Genomic DNA, 17,273 nt, shown 5'->3' with positions numbered 1-17,273 from the left:
GCTACACTGCAGCATCGGCGGGTAACCGCAAGGCGGGAGGTGGTATGCGCGAGGAAGCAGAGGGCTCCGGCCAGGAGCGGGCGGACTGGCACGCACGCGAGAGCGCCGAGGTGGTCCGCCGGCTCGGGGCGCAACCGGGCAACGGACTGACCGGCGAGGAGGCCGGGCAGCGACTTGAGCAGTACGGCCCCAACCGCCTGCGCCCGCCCGAGCGCGAGGGCCCGATCAGGCGCTTTCTCAAGCAGTTCCACAATGTCCTGATCTACATCCTGATCGTTGCCGGCGTGGTCACCGCACTGCTCGGCCATTACCTGGACAGTGCGGTGATCTTCGGCGTGGTGGTGATCAACGCCGTCATCGGCCACGTGCAGGAGGGCAAGGCCGAAAAGGCCCTGGACGCCATCCGCGGCATGCTCTCGCCCCGGGCCGTGGTGCTGCGCGACGGCGAGCGCATGACCGTCGACGCCGAGGACCTGGTCCCCGGCGACATCGTCCTGCTCGAGGCCGGCGACCGCGTGCCTGCCGACGTGCGCATCCTCGAGGCACGCAACCTGCGCCTGGACGAGGCGGTGCTCACCGGCGAGTCGGTGCCGGTGGAGAAAGCGGACGAGCCGGTGGCTGCCGACGCCGAACTCGGTGATCGCAAATCGTTGGCCTTCTCCGGCACCCTGGTCGCCTACGGCCGCGGCCAGGGCGTGGTCGTGGCCACCGGCGAAGCCACCGAGATCGGCAAGGTCAGCAGCCTGATCGCCGGGGTGGAGTCGATCACCACGCCGCTGCTGCGCCAGGTTGCCGAGTTCGGACGCTGGCTGTCGGTGGCGATCGTCCTGCTCGCCGGGGCGACCTTCCTCATCGGCTACTACCTGCAGGCCTACACCGCCATCGAGACGTTCCTCGCCGCGGTGGCCCTGGCCGTCGCCGCCATCCCCGAGGGGCTGCCGGCGATCATGACCATTACGCTGGCCATCGGCGTGCAGCGCATGGCCGGGCGCAACGCCATCATTCGGCGTCTGCCGGCGGTGGAGACCCTGGGGTCGGTCACCACCATCTGCTCGGACAAGACCGGCACGCTGACCCGCAACGAGATGACCGTGCGTAGCGTGGTCACCGCCGGGCAGGCGTACGAAGTCAGTGGCGTGGGCTACGTCCCCGACGGGGCCTTCCACCGCGACGGCGACGAGGCGGTGAGCGCTGCTGACGAGCCGGTCCTGGCACAGATGCTGCGCGGCGTGGCCCTGTGCAACGAGTCGGCCCTCTACCACCGGGACGGCGACTGGCGCCTGGAGGGCGATCCCACCGAGGGGGCGCTGATGGTGGCGGCGGTCAAGGGCGGCTTCGAACGCCGCGAGCTCGATCGCGCCTTCCCGCGGGTGGACGTGATCCCCTTCGAGTCGTCCTACAAGTTCATGGTGACCCTCCACCGCGAGCGCGAGGACGGCGGGCTGCTGATCATGAAGGGCGCCCCGGAGCGTGTGCTGGCCGCCTGCACCCAGGAGCGGACCGCCGACGGCGATCGCCCGCTGGACCGGGACGGCTGGCAGGAGGTGCTCGACGGCATCGCCTCGCGGGGTCAGCGGCTGCTGGCGGTGGCGGTCAAGGAGACCGACCCCGACCACCGCGAGCTGCTCTTCTCCGACGTCGAGGAGGGCATGGTACTGCTCGGGGTCATGGGCATCATCGACCCGCCCCGCGAGGAGGCCATCGAGGCGGTGACCGAGTGCCACCGGGCCGGGATCGGGGTGAAGATGATCACCGGCGATCACGCCCTGACCGCCGGAGCCATCGGCGAGCAGTTGGGTATCCGCGGCCGGCCGCTGGTCGGCCACGAGATCGAGGCCATGGACGACGACGAGCTGGGTCGTCGTTGCCTGGAGACCGATGTCTTCGCCCGCACCACGCCCATCCACAAGCTGCGCCTGGTCCAGGCCCTGCAAGGGCACGGCCAGATCGTGGCGATGACCGGGGATGGGGTCAACGATGCCCCCGCGCTCAAGCGCGCCGACGTCGGCATCTCCATGGGCAACAAGGGCACCGAGGCGGCCAAGGAGGCCTCGGAGATGGTGCTCGCCGACGACAACTTCGCCTCCATCGCCCACGCGGTGGAGGAAGGGCGCACCGTCTACGACAACCTCAAGAAGGCGATCCTTTACCTGCTGCCCACCAACGGCGGTCAGGCGTTCACCATCGTCATCGCCATCATGTTCGGGCTGACCCTGCCGGTCACCCCGGTGCAGGCGCTGTGGATCAACATGGTCACCGCCGTCACCCTGGCCCTGGCGCTCGCCTTCGAGCCCCCGGAGCCGGGGTTGATGGAGCGCCGACCGCGGGATCCGGCCAAGCCGATCCTCTCCGGGTTCCTGATCTGGCGGGTCCTGTTCGTGTCGGTGTTGCTGGTGATCGGCACCTTCGGTCACTACGTCTACATGGAGGCGCAGGGGGTCAGCGATGAGCTGGCTCGCTCGGTGGCTATCAACACCCTGGTCATGGGGCAGGTCTTCTACCTGTTCAACGCCCGCTACATCCTCGAGCCGGTGACCAGCGTCGCCGGCCTGTTCGGCAGCCGGGCGGTGCTGATCGCCATCGGCGTGCTCATCGTCCTGCAGGGGCTGTTCACCTACGCCCCGCCGGTGCAGGCGCTCTTTGGCACCGCCGCGCTCGGGCCGGAGGAGTGGCTGCGGGTGCTGATCTTCGGAGTGCTCCTGTTCGGCATCGTGGAGCTGGAGAAGGCTGTGCTGCGGCGGCGGATCTCGCCGGAGGACTGACCCCGTCGGTCGTGGGTCCGCTGCGGCGCCGCGGCCCGGCCGGGCGGCTCCTCCCGGGGCGGCGCCCGCGGTTCCGCTAGCGATCCTCGTCTCGCCTGTCAAGACTTGAAATCACTACTGGTTGGGGTAACCTCTCCCGGTAACTACTACATATGGTGTTTCCCGCGAGCGTCGCCAGATCGGGGCCAGCGCCCGTCGCGCCGGCCCACAGGGGTTTTTTTGCTCGCGGTTCAGATCGAGCGGTTCAGGCAAGGGGGACGATCCATGACCAAGCGCGCCGAGAGCAAGGTCCAGGCGATGCGCCAGTCGGCCGGCGATGTGCCGATCCAGAGCGCCTCCCTCGACATTTGGGATAAGAAGTACCGGCTCAAGACCAAGGCCGAGGAGCCGGTCGACGGCAGCATCGACGAGACCTATCAGCGCGTCGCCCGGGCGCTGGCCGAGGTGGAGGAGACCGAGGCCAAGCAGGAGCATTGGTATGAGCGCTTTCTCTGGGCGCTGCGCCACGGCGCGGTACCGGCGGGCCGGATCATCTCCAACGCCGGGGCTTGGGACCACAAGCCGGCCACGTCCACGATCAACTGCACCGTCTCCGGCACCATCCACGACTCCATGGACGGCATCCTCAAGCGGGTCCACGAGGCGGGGCTGACCCTCAAAAGCGGTGCCGGCATCGGCTACGAGTTCAGCACCCTGCGCCCGCGCGGCGCCTACGTCTCCGGCGCCGGCGCCTACACCTCCGGGCCCCTGTCGTTCATGGACATCTACGACAAGATGTGCTTCACCGTCTCCTCCGCTGGCGGGCGGCGCGGTGCGCAGATGGCCACCTTCGACGTGGGCCATCCGGACGTGACCGACTTCATCCGCGCCAAGCGCGAGGACGGTCGCCTGCGCCAGTTCAATCTGTCGCTGCTGATCACCGACGCCTTCATGCAGGCCATGGAGGCCGATGCGGAGTGGCCGCTGGCCTTCCCGCTGACCGAGGACGAGGTCGCTGCCGAGGCGATCGATCTTCAGGATCCGGAGCAGGTCCTCTGGCGCGAGTGGCCCACCCGTGCGGGGTACGTCACCGATGGGGAGGGCCGCGTGGCCTGCCGAATCTACCGGCGGGTCAAGGCGCGCCATTTGTGGAACCTGATCATGACCTCCACGTACGACTACGCGGAGCCCGGGTTTATCCTCATCGATCAGTACAACGAGTTGAACAACAACTGGTTCTGCGAGGAGATCCGGGCCACGAACCCGTGCGTTACGGCCGAGACCTGGGTCCAGACGGACCAGGGGCCGCGCCAGGTGGCGGATCTGATCGGGACACCGTTCCGGGCCCGTGTTCACGGCGAGGATCACGATACCGGTGCCGACGGCTTCTTCCACACCGGCCGCAAGCCGGTGGTTCGCCTGCGCACCCGGGATGGCATGAGCCTGCGCCTGACCGCTGATCACCAGGTTCGCCGGGTCACCCGGCTCACGCGCTGGCAGCGAGAGGAGGCGTGGTGCCCGGCCGGCGAGTTGGCAGCAGGGGACCAGGTCGTGCTCCACGACCATCGTGCCGGCACCGAATGGGCGGGCCCCTATAGCGAGGATGACGGCTATCTGATGGGACTGCTCGTCGGCGACGGGACGGTCGAGCGCGACGGTCAGGCCATCCTGTCGGCGTGGCGGCCTGCAGCGGTCGCCAACGCGCCGCAGGCCAGCGGCGTGGACGGCGTCATGGCCGCTGCAGAAGCGGCGGTGCGTGCGCACCAGCACCGCGCGGATTTCAACGGCTGGCGAGAGGTGGCGGGACGCAACGAGTTCCGCCTGTCGACGGCGGCGATCAGTGCGCTGGCCGCCGAGCTGGGGCTCTCTGCCGAGGACAAGCGCCCCACCGAGGCCATCGAGCGCACCTCCAGCGCATTCCATCGCGGTTTCCTGCGCGGCCTGTTCGATGCCGACGGATCCGTGCAGGGTGGGCAGCACAAGGGCGTCTCCATTCGTCTCGCGCAGTCCGACCAGTCGAGCCTGGAGGCGGTGCAGCGGATGCTGCTGCGCCTGGGTGTCGTCGGGCGCATCTACGCCAGCCGGAGGGCCGCCGGTGAATCGGAATTGCCTGACGGCCAGGGCGGTCGCCGGGCGTATCCGATCCGGGCCCAGCACGAGCTGATCATCACCGGCGAGAATCTGCGTACCTTCCGCGACGAGGTGGGCTTCGCGGATACCGACAAACGCTGCCGGCTGGATGCGGCCCTCGGCGGCTATCAGCGCCGGCTCAACCGCGAGCGTTTCGTCGCCGAGGTCGCCTCGGTGGAAGCCGATGGTGAGGCGGACGTCTACGATGTGCAGGTGCCCGGCGTGAACGCCTTCGACGCCCAGGGCGTGATGGTCCATAACTGCGGTGAGCAGGGGCTGCCGCCCTACGGCGCCTGCCTGCTCGGCTCGATCAACCTGACCATGTTCGTGCGTGACCCCTTCACGCCGCAGGCCCGCTTCGACTGGGACGAGTTCCGTGAGGCGGTGGCGGTGTTCACGCGGATGCTCGATAACACGGTCGAGATCAACGGCCTGCCGCTGGAGCAGCAGCGTGCCGAGATCGAGCGCAAGCGCCGCCACGGCATGGGCTTTTTGGGGCTCGGGTCGACGGTGACGATGCTGCGCATGAAATACGGCGACGCCGATTCGGTGGCGTTCACCGAGGAAGTGGCCAAGCAGATGGCGCTGACGGGGTGGCGCACCGGTCTCGAACTGGCGCAGGAGAAGGGGCCGGCGCCGATCATGGAGGAGCTCTTCGAGCTGACCCCGGAGCTGATGCGCAAGCGCCCCGAACTGCGCGAGGACGGCTACGAAGTCGGGGAGCAGGTCCCGGGCCGTGTCCTGTGGGGCCGCTACTCGCGCTACATGCAGCGGATTTCCGCGGAAGATCCGCAACTGGTCGATGAGCTCGCCCAAGTGGGGGCGCGCTTCACCCACCACAGCTCCATCGCGCCCACGGGCACCATCTCCCTGTCGTTGGCCAACAACGCCAGCAACGGCATCGAGCCGTCCTTCGCCCACCACTACGTGCGCAACGTCATCCGCGAGGGGCGCAAGACCAAGGAGCCGGTAGACGTCTTCTCCTTTGAACTGCTTGCCTACCGCCACTTCGTCGACGGCGACGCGCTACCCGAGGGCGGTGAAGAGGGAGCGGGCAAGCTGCCGGATTACTTCATCAGCGCCGACCAGGTGACGCCGAAGCAGCACGTGGACATCCAGGCGGCCGCGCAGCGCTGGGTGGATTCGTCCATCTCCAAGACGGCCAACGTGCCCACGGACTACCCCTACGAGGATTTCAAGGACATCTACCGCTACGCCTACCAGCAGGGACTGAAGGGGTGCACGACCTTCCGCTTCAACCCGGAAGTCTTTCAGGGCGTGCTGGTCAAGGAGAAGGACCTCTCCGAGACCACCTATCGCTTCCATCTGGAGGACGGCACCGTGATCGAGGCGCAGGGTGACGAGGAGATCGAGTACGACGGCGAAACCCACAGTGCCGCCAACCTCTACGAGGCGCTGAAGGAGGGGTACTACGGCAAGTTCTGAGTCGCCGTACCCTGGCGCGCTACGCCCGGACGGGGTTGTCTCCGTCCGGTGCGCAACGCCGGGTACCCGCAGACTGCCTAAGCCCGGAAACCGAACCGCAGCCCCGAAGCGGGGGGAGCAACGCAATGGCCAAGAAAATCGAGACGAGCATCGTCGACTACGAGGTGGTCCGCAACGAGCCGGATGCGCCGGAGCAGGGTCAGGAGGCCGCCGGTGGGCAGCCGGAGGCCGATATCCAGCACATGCACGAGCACATCGAGCGCCCTGAAGCGCTCCACGGCTCGACCTACAAGATCAAGACGCCGCTCTCGGAGCACGCCCTGTACGTCACCATCAACGACGTCATCCTTAATCCGGGGACCGAGCACGAGATCCGCCGCCCCTTCGAGATCTTCATCAACTCGAAGAACATGGACCACTTCCAGTGGATCGTAGCCCTGACGCGGATCATCTCGGCGGTCTTCCGCAAGGGCGGCGATTGCACCTTCCTCGCCGAAGAGCTGCGCTCGGTCTTCGACCCGCGGGGCGGATACTTCAAGCGTGGCGGGCGGTTCATGCCCTCGCTGGTGGCCGAGATCGGCGACGTCATCGAGACCCACCTGCGTGAGATCGGCATGATGGAGCCGGAGGGTCTCGACGAGCACCAGCGGCGCTTCATCGAGCAGAAACGGGCTGAGGTTGAGGGCGGCGGTCCGGCCGCGAACAACGGTGATGGCGAGTCCGGTGCCTTCCCGGAGGGGGCGCAGCTGTGCGAAAAGTGTCATACCAAGGCGATGGTGCAGATGGAAGGGTGTCTGACCTGCCTCAACTGCGGGGAGTCGAAGTGCGGCTGAGGAGTTCGCCGGGGGTGTGGCTGCGGGCGGCCCGCCGGCTGCGTGGCGGCAGCACGCCCCGCCGAGCGGTGGCCGGTTGGCCCGGGTTGTGCTTTCCGCCCCTGCAGCTCTGGAATGCGCCGCCAAGTCCCGCCATGCTGCGTGAACTGGAGAGGGAACATCAGCAGAGACAGGCATGGTGAACCAGAACCGGGAGACTCCGCGGGTGGCCCTGGCGCTGGGCAGTGGCTCGGCGCGGGGCTGGGCGCACATCGGCATCATCCGCGCCCTGGAAAGGGCCGGCGTGCGCCCGCAGGTGGTGGTTGGTACATCCATCGGGGCGCTGGTCGGGGCCTTCTACGCCGCCGGCAAGCTCGACGAGCTCGAGCCGTGGGTGCGCAAGCTGACCCGGCGCGATGTGCTGGGCATGCTCGACCCGACCCTGCGTACCACCGGCGGACTGATCGAGGGGCGCCGGCTCTACGATTTTTACCAGGAACACCTCTCGGGCGCGGCCATCGAGGGGCTGGCTATGCCCTATGCTGCTGTGGCCACGACCCTCGGCCGCGGTACCGAGGTTTGGCTGCGCGAGGGGGATCTGGCCGACGCCGTGCGCGCCTCGAGTGCGTTGCCGGGGGTGTTCAGCCCGGTGCGTCGAGGCGGCGACTGGCTCGTTGACGGCGGGCTGGTCAACCCCGTCCCGGTCAGCGTCTGTCGGGCCCTCGACGCCGATGTGGTCATCGCCGTCAACCTCAACGGCGATCTGGTCGGACGGCACCTGCGCGAGAGCGCCCACCACGCCGGTGCGGGTGTGGATCCGGAACGCTGGCTGCAGCAATTGCCCGCCGGCGTGCGCAGCCGCGCCAAGACCCTGGTGGGGCTGTGGGGCGACTGGACCGGGGCGCGGGATGCCGAGCGCAGCGAGGCACCGGGGGTCTTCGAGGTTCTCGCCGGGTCGCTGAACATCATGCAGGACCGCATCACCCGCAGCCGTATGGCCGGCGATCCGCCCGAGCTGATGCTTGCCCCCCGCCTGGCCCACATCGGCCTGCTCGAGTTCCACCGCGCCGAGGAGGCGATCAGCATCGGCGAGGCCATGGTCGAGCGGATGCTCCCCTCCATTCAGGATCTGTTCCAAAAAGGCTCCGGCAATCAGGTAGGATGACGCCGCACCGGCGTCCGCCGGCGGCAGCGAGCGAGGCGAGAGCGATGAGAGCAGTGGCAGTCATGCTGATGCTGGGGTGCGCCGCGGCCCTGGCCCTGAGCGGGTGCGCCCCCGGCGCGCAGACCGTGAAGCTGGCTCCGGAGACGGAGCAGATCGAGGAACGCGAGCGGGCCGAGCCGGCCGGGCTGGCGCTGCGCGTGATCGACCGGCGGCCCCGCGAGATCTTTGGTTACCGGGACGAGGCCGGCGGCGTGACGCTGGCCGGCGAGCCCGCGCTGGCCGAAGCCGTCCGCGACGGCCTGGCCACGGCCTTCGAGCGGCAGGGCATTGCGGTAACCGAGTGGGACGGCGAGGCCGAGCGGCGCCTGGAGGTGGAGATCTACACCTTCGATTACGAGCGCTCGGGTGGCTTCCTCAACCGCCGGGCCAGCCTGAAGAGCGCGTGGATGGTCAGCGGCATGGTCGACGGCGAACGCTACAGTTCAGAGGCCCGGGTGAGCACCGAGACCCGGGCGCTGTTCGGGCCGGGTGAGGCGAAGAATGAGGAGCTGGTCAACCGGGTGCTTTCCCGGGGGGTACGCCAAGTGGCCACCCAGAAGGACCTGCTTCGACTGCTGGAGGGTGAGACGTGAACGACAAGCGCAGCTCGGCGAACAACCCCAGGGATCCGCAGCAGATTCGCGAGCGCCTGGTCTGGCGCGCCGCGGTGGTGATGCTGCTGGCGATCACCGGCTGGCTGAGCTTCGTGGCCTTCGATGCCCAGGAGCGGGCCGACGAGCTGGAGGCCGAGTTGGCCGCCCACGAGGACCGCGAGGGGCTGCTGACCCGGTTCGGCCTGAGCACCGAGGCGGTACGTCGCTTCGAGGTGGCCGGCATCGAAGCCCCGCCGGAGCAGTACCTGCTTGAGGATCTGCAGGAGCGGGACGAGTGGTTGGCCGATCAGGCCGCGCGCCTGAAGGGACCACTGGTGATCGATACGGAGCGCAGCGCCGTGCTCTCGGACCACTGGGTCTTCGCCACCGTCGAGACCGAGACCGGCGGCGGCTCGGCGCTGCTCGCCTACGAACTCAGCGACGCCGGTGAGCTGAGCTGGGAGCTGCTCGCCTACGCCGCCGACGGCGAGTAGGGGGCGTCCCGGCAAGGCGGCCCGGCCGCCCCGCCGCGACATTGAAAACGATTCGCAATAGCATTAACCTATCCCGGTTATCGACAACCCCCACGAGTAATGCCCCATGAGTGAGAGCGACACGGCCGGCCCCTTCGCCGACGGGAGCCTGATCGAGCGGCTGATGGCCCTCCTCGACGACGGCGGGCCCGTGCTGACCCTGTTGGCCATCCTGTCGGTGTTCACCCTGGCCCTGATCCTGATCAAGCTCTGGCAGTTCACGGCGGCGCGGCTCTACGACCGGCGCACGCTCAACGAGGCACTGGCCGCCTGGCGGGCCGGACAGACCCAGGAGGCCCTGCAGCGGCTGGAGGCGAGCAAGCACCTGGGTGCCGAGCCGTTGGCCGTGGCCATGCGCGGACGGCTGGAGTCGCCCGATGACCAGGAACGGATCCGCGAAGAGGTGACACGGCTGGCCAGCGGTCGGCTGGAACAGCTGCGCGCCTACCTGCGCGGGTTGGAGGCCATCGGGGTGCTCAGCCCGCTGCTGGGGCTGCTCGGCACCGTGCTCGGCATGATCGAGGCGTTCCGCCAACTGGAGGCAGCCGGTAGTCAGGTGGATCCCTCCATGCTTTCCGGCGGCATCTGGGAGGCCCTGCTGACCACGGCAGCCGGGCTGGCGCTGGCGATCCCCGCGGTGGCCGCGCTCACCTGGCTCGAGCGCATCGTCGAGCGCTTCCGTCACCGTGTCGAGGATTCGGTCACCCAGGTCTTTACCACGGCGCCGCCGCCGCTGCGCCATGCGGATTGAGGAGGCGCCGCGCCGCCGGCGGCTGGTGAGCCTGACGCCGCTGATCGACGTCGTCTTTATCCTGCTGATCTTCTTCATGCTCGCCTCGACCTTCGTCGAGTGGCAGGCCTTCGGGGTCGATGCGCCGGCCGACGGGGCCGCCGAGGAAGCGCAGGACGAGGAGCCGCTGCGGCTCTACGTCACCAACGACGGATACCGCCTGGGGGACGAGTCGGTGGGCCCGGATGCCCTGCGCAGCCGCCTTGAGGAGGTCGGTAGGGATGACGCCGAACGCCGGCTTTTGGTCATTCCGGCCGCAGGGGCACCGGTGCGGGCCGTGATCCTTGCCCTGGACAGTGCTGCGGCCGCCGGGCTGGAGGATGTCGGCGTACTGCGTGAGGAGGCACCGGAATGAAGCTGCCCGAGCCGCCGCGCCGAGAGCCGGAAGAGAACGTCATCCCGATGATCAACATCGTCTTCCTGTTGTTGATCTTCTTCATGGTGGCCGGAACGCTTGAGCCGCACTCGCCGCTTTCCGTGGATCCGGCGGAGAGCGAGCGGGGGGCGGAGCTGGCGGGAGATCCCCTGCGGGTGTTGATTGACGCCGAGGGGCAGATGGCCGTGGATCAGGACGTCGTCGATGATCGCGAGCAGCTCCGCGAGCGGCTGAAGGTTGCGCTGGCAGAGGCGCCCGAGCGCCCGGTGGAGGTCAAGGCCGACGCCGATGCCGATTCGGCACGGCTTCTCGACGTCATGGACGACCTGCGCGAGGTCGGGGCCGAGCGGATGCAGCTGATGACCCGGCGGGAGCACTGAGATGGAGCCGCGCTGGATCCACTGGGTGGTTGCGGGCACTGTGGCCTTCGGCGCGCACGCCGCCATCCTGGCCTGGGTGCCCCGGGACGCCGAAGAGCAGATCGAGGAGCGCCATGCCCCGGAAGGGGTGGAGGTGCAGCTCTCCGCCGCCCCGCCGCAGCCGGAGGAGGAGGTGGTCGAAGAGCCGGAAGAGGACGAACCGGAGCCTGAGGAGCCGGAGCCCGAGCCGGAACCCGAGCCGGAGCCGGAACCGGAACCGGAACCGGAACCCGAGCCGGAGCCCGAGCCGGAACCGGAACCCGAGCCGGAACCCGAACCCGAACCCGAACCGGACCCCGAACCGGAGCCCAAGCCGGAAGAGGACGAGGTGGAGGAAGAGGACGATGACCCCGACGAGGGGCCGCCGCAGGAGGCGGAGGTCGGCACCGAATCGGACGTTTCGGACTCTTTCCTGGCCGATGTCCACCGCGCCCTGCAGTCGGAGCAGCGCTATCCCCGTTCGGCCGAGCGCCGGCGCCTGGAAGGCACGGTGGGGTTGACCTTCGTTCTCGATGCCGACGGCAACGTCCTCGAGTGGGAGATCGCCGAGCCGTCAGAGCACGAACTCTTCGATGAAGAGGTCGAGCGCATGATCCAGTCGGTGCGGATGCCCGAGATCCCCGAAGACGAGTCCTTCGAGCGCCTGGAGCTGAATGTGACCATCGACTTCCGGCTGCGCTGAAGCCCTTGCGACGCCTTAATCGAAAGCGAGGTCGCGCAGGAACAGGGCGATCTCAGGGAAGAAGATCACCAGCAGCGTGGCCAGGATCATGATGGCGATGAACGGCGGCGTGCCGCGGATCACCTCCAGGTACGGCCGTCGGAAGACGGCGATGGCGGTGAACAGGTCGACCCCGAAGGGCGGGGTTGCCGAACCGATGGCTGCCTGCAGGACCACCAGCGTACCCACCAGGACCGGGTCGAGCTGAGCGGCTTCGACCAGCGGTGCCAGGATCGGTGTGAAGACTAGGATCACCACGATCGGGTCGACGAACATGCAGCCGATGAAATAGATCAGCGCAATGGCTAGCAGCGCAAGGGTCGGGTCGTGGGCCACGGCATCGATCAGCGGTCCCACGAGTTCTTGGGGGATCTGCGCGAACGAAATGCTGTAGGCGAAGGCCTGCCCGGCGCCGACCAGGATGAAGACCACTGCCGTGATCAGCCCCGTGGAGCGGGCCACTTCCAGTAGATCCCGCCCGCCCAGGCTGCGGTAGACCCCGAACTCGAGGATGGCGGCGTAGAGCACCGAGATGGCCGCCGCCTCGGTGGGCGTAAAGACGCCGCTGTAGATGCCGCCGACGATGATCACCGGGAAGCCCAGCGCCGGCAGCGCGCGCAGCAGGGCGCGGCCGCGCGCTCCCCAGCCGGCCCGTTCGGCGCCCCCGATCCCCTGCCAGCGAGTGTAGATGTAGCACCACAGGCTGATCAGCAACAGGATCAGCAGCCCAGGGCCGATACCGGCGATGAACAGCTGCGCCGGCGAGGTCTGGGCCACCACGCCGTAGATGATCATGCCGATGCTCGGCGGGATCAGTAGCGCCACGTCGCTGGCGTTGACGATCAGCGCCAGGTTGAAGCTGTCCTTGTACCCCGCCTGCTGCAGGCGCGGGCGCAGCGGCGTGCCCATGGCCACCACGGTGGCCTGGGTCGAGCCCGAGACGGCGCCAAAGAGCGCGCAGCTGAGCGCCGTGGTGATGGGCAGGCCGCCGCGGATGTGGCCGATGGTCGTCGCCACTAGGTCGAGCAGGGTGTTGGCGGTGCGCCCCCGGGTCATGATGTCGGCGGCGAGGATAAATAGCGGCACCGCCGAGAGCACCACGGGCTGGATCCCGGTAATCATCTGCCGGATCAGGGCGTCGGCGCCGATAAACGGCAGCTCGATGAGGATGATCAGCAGTGCGCCGGCGAGCAGTGGCACCATCAGCGGGAAGCCGAGCAGCAGCAGGAGCAGCATCGCCGTGATCACCAGCGCTGTCATAGTCGCGCATCCCCGGCCGGATCCTCGCCGGACTCGTAGGCCTCGCGCTCGCTGTAGGAGCGGTAGATCGCCCGGCGGGTGAGGTTTTTCCAGGCGCTGAGGGCGTACTGCACGCCGCCGGCGAACAGGCCCACGGGTACGATCGAATAGGCCAGCCCCATGGGGATGCCCAGCGCCGTGCTGGTGCGCCCGCCCTGGTGGACCTCCCAGACGTAGTGGCCGGCGTGCCACGCCATGTAGAACAGCAGCCCGGCGGTGCCCACATGGGTGAAGACCAGCAGCCCCTTGCGCGCCAGGCCGCGCAGCTGGTCGTAGACGGCATTCATGCAGATGTGCCGCGCTCGGCGCACGCCGTAGGCGAGCCCGCCGAAGGTGATCCAGATCATGAGGATCTCGGTGAGTTCGAAGGTGCCCGGCACGGTGTTGCCGGTGAGGTTGCGCGAGAGGGTATTAGCTATGGAGAGGCCCGCCAGCAGCAGGACGCCGCCGGCGAGCAGGAACGCCTCGACACGGGCGATACCGCCGTCGAGCCGCTCGAGCCAGGTCCGCTTCCGTGTGCCCATGCGGGGATCCCAACCGAATCGTTGAGGTGAACATATCGAACCTCGGGGGGATGCGTACAGTGCAGCGGCTTGTGCTAGGGTTCGGGGCGATCACCATGCTGACGGGAGATCATCCCCATGCACCGTTACGCCATCGCCACCGTGCTGCTTGGCAGCGTCGCCTTCGCCGGAGCCGCCCACGCCGATCAGTGGCGGATCGCCCTAGAGGAGGTGGAGGGCAGCATCCAGTACCAGTACGCCGAGCGCTTCGCCGAGGAGGTGGAGGCGCGCACTGACGGTGAGGTACAGGTCGATCTGTTCCCCTACGGCACCATCGGCGAGATGGAGGATATCTACGAGCAGCTGCAGGCCAACGTTGTGCAGTTCGCTTTCGGCTCCGGGGCGTTGGGCGGGACCGTACCGGAGAGTCAGTTGTTTAGCGTCAACTTCATCCTCAGCGATGACGAGTACGTGAATACCCGCGCGCTGAACGATCCCCACTTCCTACGCAGCGATCCGGTCCAGCAGGCCTTCGGCGAGCGGGGCATGGAGTTGGTCTCGGTCCTGCCCGAGGGCTGGCAGGTGTGGAGCGCCAATGAGCCGATCCGCACCCCCGAGGATTTCGACGGGGTGCAGATCCGCACCATGGACAATCGCCTGCTGCGCGAGACCTACCGCCAGTACGGCGCCGACCCAACGCCCATGGCCTACGGCGAGGTTTACGGCGGGCTGGAGCAGGGCGTGATCGACGGCAACATCCAGCCGTACTTCGCACACCAGGAGATGGGCTTCTACGAGGTCCAGGACTACTTCATCGAGGCGCGTCAGGCGCAGTTTATCGCCGGCTTCATGGCCAGTTCCCGGTTCTTTGACGGGTTACCGGCCGAGCGACAGGAGATGATCCGCGAGATCACCGCCGACATGGTGGACTGGGCCCACGACATGCAGCAGGCGGTCAATGACGAGCGCCTGGCCGACATGAAGGCTGGCTCGGACATCCAGGTCATTGCCCTGGACGAGGATGAGCGTGCCGCCTTCCGCGAGCGCGCCCTACCCACCCGAGAGACGTATATCGACGAGGTCGGCGCCCGCGGCGAGCAGGCACTGGAGCGGCTGCTCGAGGCGGTCGAGCAGGCCGAGGGCGCCTACGGCGACTCCTGACGGCGGCAGGAGCCGGGGCATGCGCCACCGCCTGAGCGCCATCGTTGTCGCCGCCGCCCTGGCGGCGGGCTGTGGCGACGAGCCCCCGGAGCAGTGGCGAATCGCCCTGGAGGAGAAGGCGGGCGGCGTGCAGTACGAGTACGCCGCCCGCTTCGCCGAGGAGGTTGAGGAGCGCACCGACGGCGCCGTGGAGGTGCGGATCTACCCGTACGGCGCCATCGGCGATACCGAAACGGTCCATCAGCAGGTGCGCCGCAACGCGGTGCACTTCGCCTTCGGTTCCGGCGATCTGGCCGGGGCGGTCCCCGAGAGTCAGGTCTTCGGCCTGCACTTCATTTACAGCGACGACGCCTACGTCAACGCCCGGGCGCTCAACGATCCTGAACTGCTGCATAGCGACGCGCTGCAGGGCGCTTACCGAGACGCGCGGCTGCGCCCGCTGGCGCTGGTGCCCACCGGCTGGCGGGTGTGGGCCGCGGACCGGCCGCTGCGTGCCCCGGCTGATTTCCGCGACGTGCGCCTGGGGGTGGCCGACAGCCCGCTGCTGCGCGAGAGCTACCGTGCCTACGGGGCGCAGGCCGAGCACGTCGAATACGGCGAACTCCATGCGGCCCTGGCCGATGGCCGGGTAGACGCCACCGCGCAGCCGATCTATATCCTCGACGCCCTCGGGCTCTACGAGCACACCCGTCACTGGACGGCGCCCCGGGCTGCGCCCCACGTATCCGCCTTCGTCGCCAGCGATATCTTCTACCAGCGCCTGTCGCGCGGCCAGCGCCGAATGCTGCGCGAGATCGGCGAGGAGCTGGTGGACTGGGCCCATGAGATGCAGCAGGCGCTCAACGAACAACGGCTTGCACAGATCCGGCAGGCGGAGGATATTGCCGTGGAGGAACTCGACGCAGCCGAGCGCGAGGCCCTCGCCGATCCGGCCCGCCCCTTGCGGGCGCTCTATACGGCGCGAGGCGGGCCGGACGCCGAGCGGATCCTCGCCCGGTTGCTCGATGCCCTCGAGCGCGCCGAGGCGGAGCACGGCGGAGACTGAGCCCCCGTCGCGGCGCACCGAAGACCCACCCCCTCAAGCAGTACGCCAGGAGGAGAACCAGGATGGTACGCACCGAATCCACCATGCTGCCCATCGGCACCCCGGCTCCGGACTTCACCCTTGCCGATACCGACGGCCGCAGCGTCTCCCTGCACGGGGATCTGGCCGGCGGCGAAGGGGTGCTGATCGCCTTCATCTGCAACCACTGCCCGTTCGTCAAGCACCTGCGCGACCACCTGGCCCATTTCGGCCGGGAGTGCCAGGAGCGCGGGATCGCGGTGGCGGCGATCAGCGCCAACAGCCCCGAGACCCATCCCGACGACGGCCCTGAGCGCATGGCCGAGGAGAAGGCGGCTGCCGGGTACACGTTCCCTTATCTGTTCGATCCGGATCAGTCCGTGGCCAAGGCCTACCGGGCTGCCTGCACGCCGGATTTCTACCTCTTCGATGCTGAACTGAAGCTCTTCTACCGGGGGCGGTTTGACGACAGCACGCCGCGCAACGACCGTCCGATCACCGGGGCCGACCTGCGCGGGGCGGTGGATGCGCTGTTGCAGGGCGAGGCGCCGCCCGACCCGCAGTACCCGAGCATCGGCTGCAACATCAAGTGGCGCGAGGGCAATGAGCCCGACTACTTCACTGCTGGAGGATGAGCTCCAGTACGAACTTACTGCCGAAGTAGCCGAACATCAGGGCGAGGAAACCGACGAGGGTCCAGCGGATCGCCGTCTGTCCTCGCCACCCCCACACGGCATGGCCGATCAGCAGTGTGGCGAAGGCCAACCACGAGGCCATGGACAGCGAGGTCTTGTGGATCATTATCCCCTCAAGGAGCCGATCCAGGAAGAACAGAAAACCGGAACCGAGGGCCACGGTCAGCGCGACAAAGCCCACGGTAATCAGCCAGAACAGCTGCTTCTCCATGGTGCGCAGCGCCGGCAGCTGCCGCACGAATCCGGTGGCCCGCCGGTGGCGCAGCCGATAGTCGAGGGCGCCGAGGATCAGCGCCTGCAGCACCGCCGCCAGTAGGGTGGCGTAAGCGGTCATGGAGATCACGATGTGGATCTGTACCGCCAGCTCGCGATCCAGGGTGGCCTCCGGGGCCGCGAACAGGGTCAGCATGACCGCCATGGCCGAAAGCGGCCAGAGCAGGATGCCCAGATGCTCGACCCGCTGGCGCAGGCTGACGATGACCAGCCCGGTGCTGGTGATCCAGGAGACCAGCGACAGGGCGCTGAAGATGCTCAGGTTCAGCCCGTCGTCCACCCAGGTGGTGTCACCGACCACGACCACGTGCGTGCCGACCGCCGCGGCGGCCAACGCCAGCGCGGTCGAGCGCGCCGGGCTGCGTTCCTCGTGCAGCAGCAGCCGTGCGCCGAGGGCGACCGTGGCGGCCAGATAGAGCAGGACGGTGACGAGGGTCAGGGCAGTGATAACCATAATGCACGGGATGATGGCATAAACCGTGCCACCCGGGAACCACCCTGCGACAAGCCGCGA

General features: G+C 68.2%; 16 protein-coding genes. 13 read left to right on the top strand and 3 right to left on the bottom strand.

The annotated features are described in order from the left end of the window. Nucleotides 1-44 precede the first annotated feature (44 nt). From CCR79_RS02740 to CCR79_RS02695, 10 genes are all read left to right on the top strand, one after another. On the top strand, nt 45-2,762 hold the full coding sequence (locus CCR79_RS02740; RefSeq protein ID WP_201168434.1) for a cation-transporting P-type ATPase: 2,718 nt from the start codon (nt 45-47) through the stop codon (nt 2,760-2,762). Between the two features lie 264 nt (nt 2,763-3,026). After that, nucleotides 3,027-6,317: an LAGLIDADG family homing endonuclease gene (locus tag CCR79_RS02735; protein WP_201168432.1), complete on the top strand. Its 3,291-nt coding sequence runs from the start codon at nt 3,027-3,029 to the stop codon at nt 6,315-6,317. Nucleotides 6,318-6,442: 125 nt separating this feature from the next. After that, nucleotides 6,443-7,150, top strand: coding sequence for an NrdJb (locus CCR79_RS02730; protein WP_201168431.1), 708 nt, complete (start codon nt 6,443-6,445; stop codon nt 7,148-7,150). Between the two features lie 175 nt (nt 7,151-7,325). Further along, the gene (locus CCR79_RS02725; RefSeq protein ID WP_201168429.1) at nt 7,326-8,294 is read left to right on the top strand and encodes a patatin-like phospholipase family protein; all 969 of its coding nucleotides are present in this window, start codon (nt 7,326-7,328) and stop codon (nt 8,292-8,294) included. Between the two features lie 44 nt (nt 8,295-8,338). Further along, nucleotides 8,339-8,926, top strand: a complete 588-nt coding sequence (locus CCR79_RS02720; protein ID WP_201168428.1) for a YajG family lipoprotein — start codon at nt 8,339-8,341, stop codon at nt 8,924-8,926. Continuing rightward, the gene (locus CCR79_RS02715) at nt 8,923-9,420 is read left to right on the top strand and encodes a hypothetical protein (protein WP_201168427.1); all 498 of its coding nucleotides are present in this window, start codon (nt 8,923-8,925) and stop codon (nt 9,418-9,420) included. The genes CCR79_RS02720 and CCR79_RS02715 overlap by 4 nt, the downstream gene beginning before the upstream one ends. A 106-nt stretch (nt 9,421-9,526) precedes the next feature. Further along, on the top strand, nt 9,527-10,210 hold the full coding sequence (locus CCR79_RS02710; RefSeq protein WP_201168426.1) for a MotA/TolQ/ExbB proton channel family protein: 684 nt from the start codon (nt 9,527-9,529) through the stop codon (nt 10,208-10,210). After that, a complete protein-coding gene (locus CCR79_RS02705) occupies nt 10,200-10,604 on the top strand; it encodes an ExbD/TolR family protein (RefSeq protein WP_201168425.1) in 405 nt (134 codons plus the stop codon). Before CCR79_RS02710 ends, CCR79_RS02705 begins: the two co-directional genes overlap by 11 nt. After that, the gene (locus CCR79_RS02700; protein WP_201168424.1) at nt 10,601-11,005 is read left to right on the top strand and encodes an ExbD/TolR family protein; all 405 of its coding nucleotides are present in this window, start codon (nt 10,601-10,603) and stop codon (nt 11,003-11,005) included. Before CCR79_RS02705 ends, CCR79_RS02700 begins: the two co-directional genes overlap by 4 nt. A gap of 1 nt (nt 11,006) precedes the next feature. After that, entirely contained in the window at nt 11,007-11,726 is a 720-nt protein-coding gene (locus CCR79_RS02695) for an energy transducer TonB (protein WP_201168421.1), read from the top strand. A 15-nt stretch (nt 11,727-11,741) separates the two neighbouring features. On the opposite strand, the gene CCR79_RS02690 is transcribed toward CCR79_RS02695, so the two are convergent. Both CCR79_RS02690 and CCR79_RS02685 read right to left on the bottom strand, forming a co-directional pair. Continuing rightward, on the bottom strand, nt 11,742-13,025 hold the full coding sequence (locus CCR79_RS02690) for a TRAP transporter large permease (protein WP_201168419.1): 1,284 nt from the start codon (nt 13,023-13,025) through the stop codon (nt 11,742-11,744). Continuing rightward, nucleotides 13,022-13,588, bottom strand: coding sequence for a TRAP transporter small permease (locus CCR79_RS02685; RefSeq protein WP_201168417.1), 567 nt, complete (start codon nt 13,586-13,588; stop codon nt 13,022-13,024). Before CCR79_RS02685 ends, CCR79_RS02690 begins: the two co-directional genes overlap by 4 nt. Nucleotides 13,589-13,705: 117 nt before the next feature. Between CCR79_RS02685 and dctP (CCR79_RS02680) the strand changes: the two genes are divergently transcribed. The 3 genes from dctP (CCR79_RS02680) to CCR79_RS02670 all read left to right on the top strand — a co-directional run bounded on the left by dctP (CCR79_RS02680) (nt 13,706) and on the right by CCR79_RS02670 (nt 16,426). Then, nucleotides 13,706-14,728, top strand: a complete 1,023-nt coding sequence (gene dctP / locus CCR79_RS02680; protein ID WP_201168415.1) for a TRAP transporter substrate-binding protein DctP — start codon at nt 13,706-13,708, stop codon at nt 14,726-14,728. Nucleotides 14,729-14,747: 19 nt separating this feature from the next. Then, nucleotides 14,748-15,773 carry a TRAP transporter substrate-binding protein DctP gene (dctP, locus tag CCR79_RS02675; protein WP_201168413.1) on the top strand — a complete coding sequence of 342 codons (1,026 nt, stop codon included), beginning with the start codon at nt 14,748-14,750 and terminating at the stop codon, nt 15,771-15,773. Nucleotides 15,774-15,835: 62 nt separating this feature from the next. Next, the gene (locus CCR79_RS02670; protein ID WP_201168411.1) at nt 15,836-16,426 is read left to right on the top strand and encodes a thioredoxin family protein; all 591 of its coding nucleotides are present in this window, start codon (nt 15,836-15,838) and stop codon (nt 16,424-16,426) included. Here the strand turns inward: CCR79_RS02670 and CCR79_RS02665 are convergent. Then, a complete protein-coding gene (locus CCR79_RS02665; protein ID WP_201168409.1) occupies nt 16,410-17,213 on the bottom strand; it encodes a cytochrome C assembly family protein in 804 nt (267 codons plus the stop codon). The genes CCR79_RS02670 and CCR79_RS02665 overlap by 17 nt on opposite strands. Nucleotides 17,214-17,273: the final 60 nt, after the last annotated feature.

The organism is Halorhodospira halophila (assembly GCF_016653405.1).
GTDB lineage: Bacteria > Pseudomonadota > Gammaproteobacteria > Nitrococcales > Halorhodospiraceae > Halorhodospira > Halorhodospira halophila_A.
The sequence above is the reverse complement of the archived record's forward strand: the minus strand, read 5'-3'. Positions and strand labels throughout refer to the sequence as shown.

What these genes read in the sequence shown, in the direction of transcription:
- CCR79_RS02740 (WP_201168434.1), top strand. Translation starts at nt 45, where the DNA reads ATGCGCGAGGAAGCAGAGGGCTCCGGCCAGGAGCGGGCGGACTGGCAC.
- CCR79_RS02735 (WP_201168432.1), top strand. Translation starts at nt 3,027, where the DNA reads ATGACCAAGCGCGCCGAGAGCAAGGTCCAGGCGATGCGCCAGTCGGCC.
- CCR79_RS02730 (WP_201168431.1), top strand. Translation starts at nt 6,443, where the DNA reads ATGGCCAAGAAAATCGAGACGAGCATCGTCGACTACGAGGTGGTCCGC.
- CCR79_RS02725 (WP_201168429.1), top strand. Translation starts at nt 7,326, where the DNA reads ATGGTGAACCAGAACCGGGAGACTCCGCGGGTGGCCCTGGCGCTGGGC.
- CCR79_RS02720 (WP_201168428.1), top strand. Translation starts at nt 8,339, where the DNA reads ATGAGAGCAGTGGCAGTCATGCTGATGCTGGGGTGCGCCGCGGCCCTG.
- CCR79_RS02710 (WP_201168426.1), top strand. Translation starts at nt 9,527, where the DNA reads ATGAGTGAGAGCGACACGGCCGGCCCCTTCGCCGACGGGAGCCTGATC.
- CCR79_RS02705 (WP_201168425.1), top strand. Translation starts at nt 10,200, where the DNA reads ATGCGGATTGAGGAGGCGCCGCGCCGCCGGCGGCTGGTGAGCCTGACG.
- CCR79_RS02700 (WP_201168424.1), top strand. Translation starts at nt 10,601, where the DNA reads ATGAAGCTGCCCGAGCCGCCGCGCCGAGAGCCGGAAGAGAACGTCATC.
- CCR79_RS02695 (WP_201168421.1), top strand. Translation starts at nt 11,007, where the DNA reads ATGGAGCCGCGCTGGATCCACTGGGTGGTTGCGGGCACTGTGGCCTTC.
- CCR79_RS02690 (WP_201168419.1), bottom strand. Translation starts at nt 13,025, where the DNA reads ATGACAGCGCTGGTGATCACGGCGATGCTGCTCCTGCTGCTGCTCGGC.
- CCR79_RS02685 (WP_201168417.1), bottom strand. Translation starts at nt 13,588, where the DNA reads ATGGGCACACGGAAGCGGACCTGGCTCGAGCGGCTCGACGGCGGTATC.
- dctP (WP_201168415.1), top strand. Translation starts at nt 13,706, where the DNA reads ATGCACCGTTACGCCATCGCCACCGTGCTGCTTGGCAGCGTCGCCTTC.
- dctP (WP_201168413.1), top strand. Translation starts at nt 14,748, where the DNA reads ATGCGCCACCGCCTGAGCGCCATCGTTGTCGCCGCCGCCCTGGCGGCG.
- CCR79_RS02670 (WP_201168411.1), top strand. Translation starts at nt 15,836, where the DNA reads ATGGTACGCACCGAATCCACCATGCTGCCCATCGGCACCCCGGCTCCG.
- CCR79_RS02665 (WP_201168409.1), bottom strand. Translation starts at nt 17,213, where the DNA reads ATGGTTATCACTGCCCTGACCCTCGTCACCGTCCTGCTCTATCTGGCC.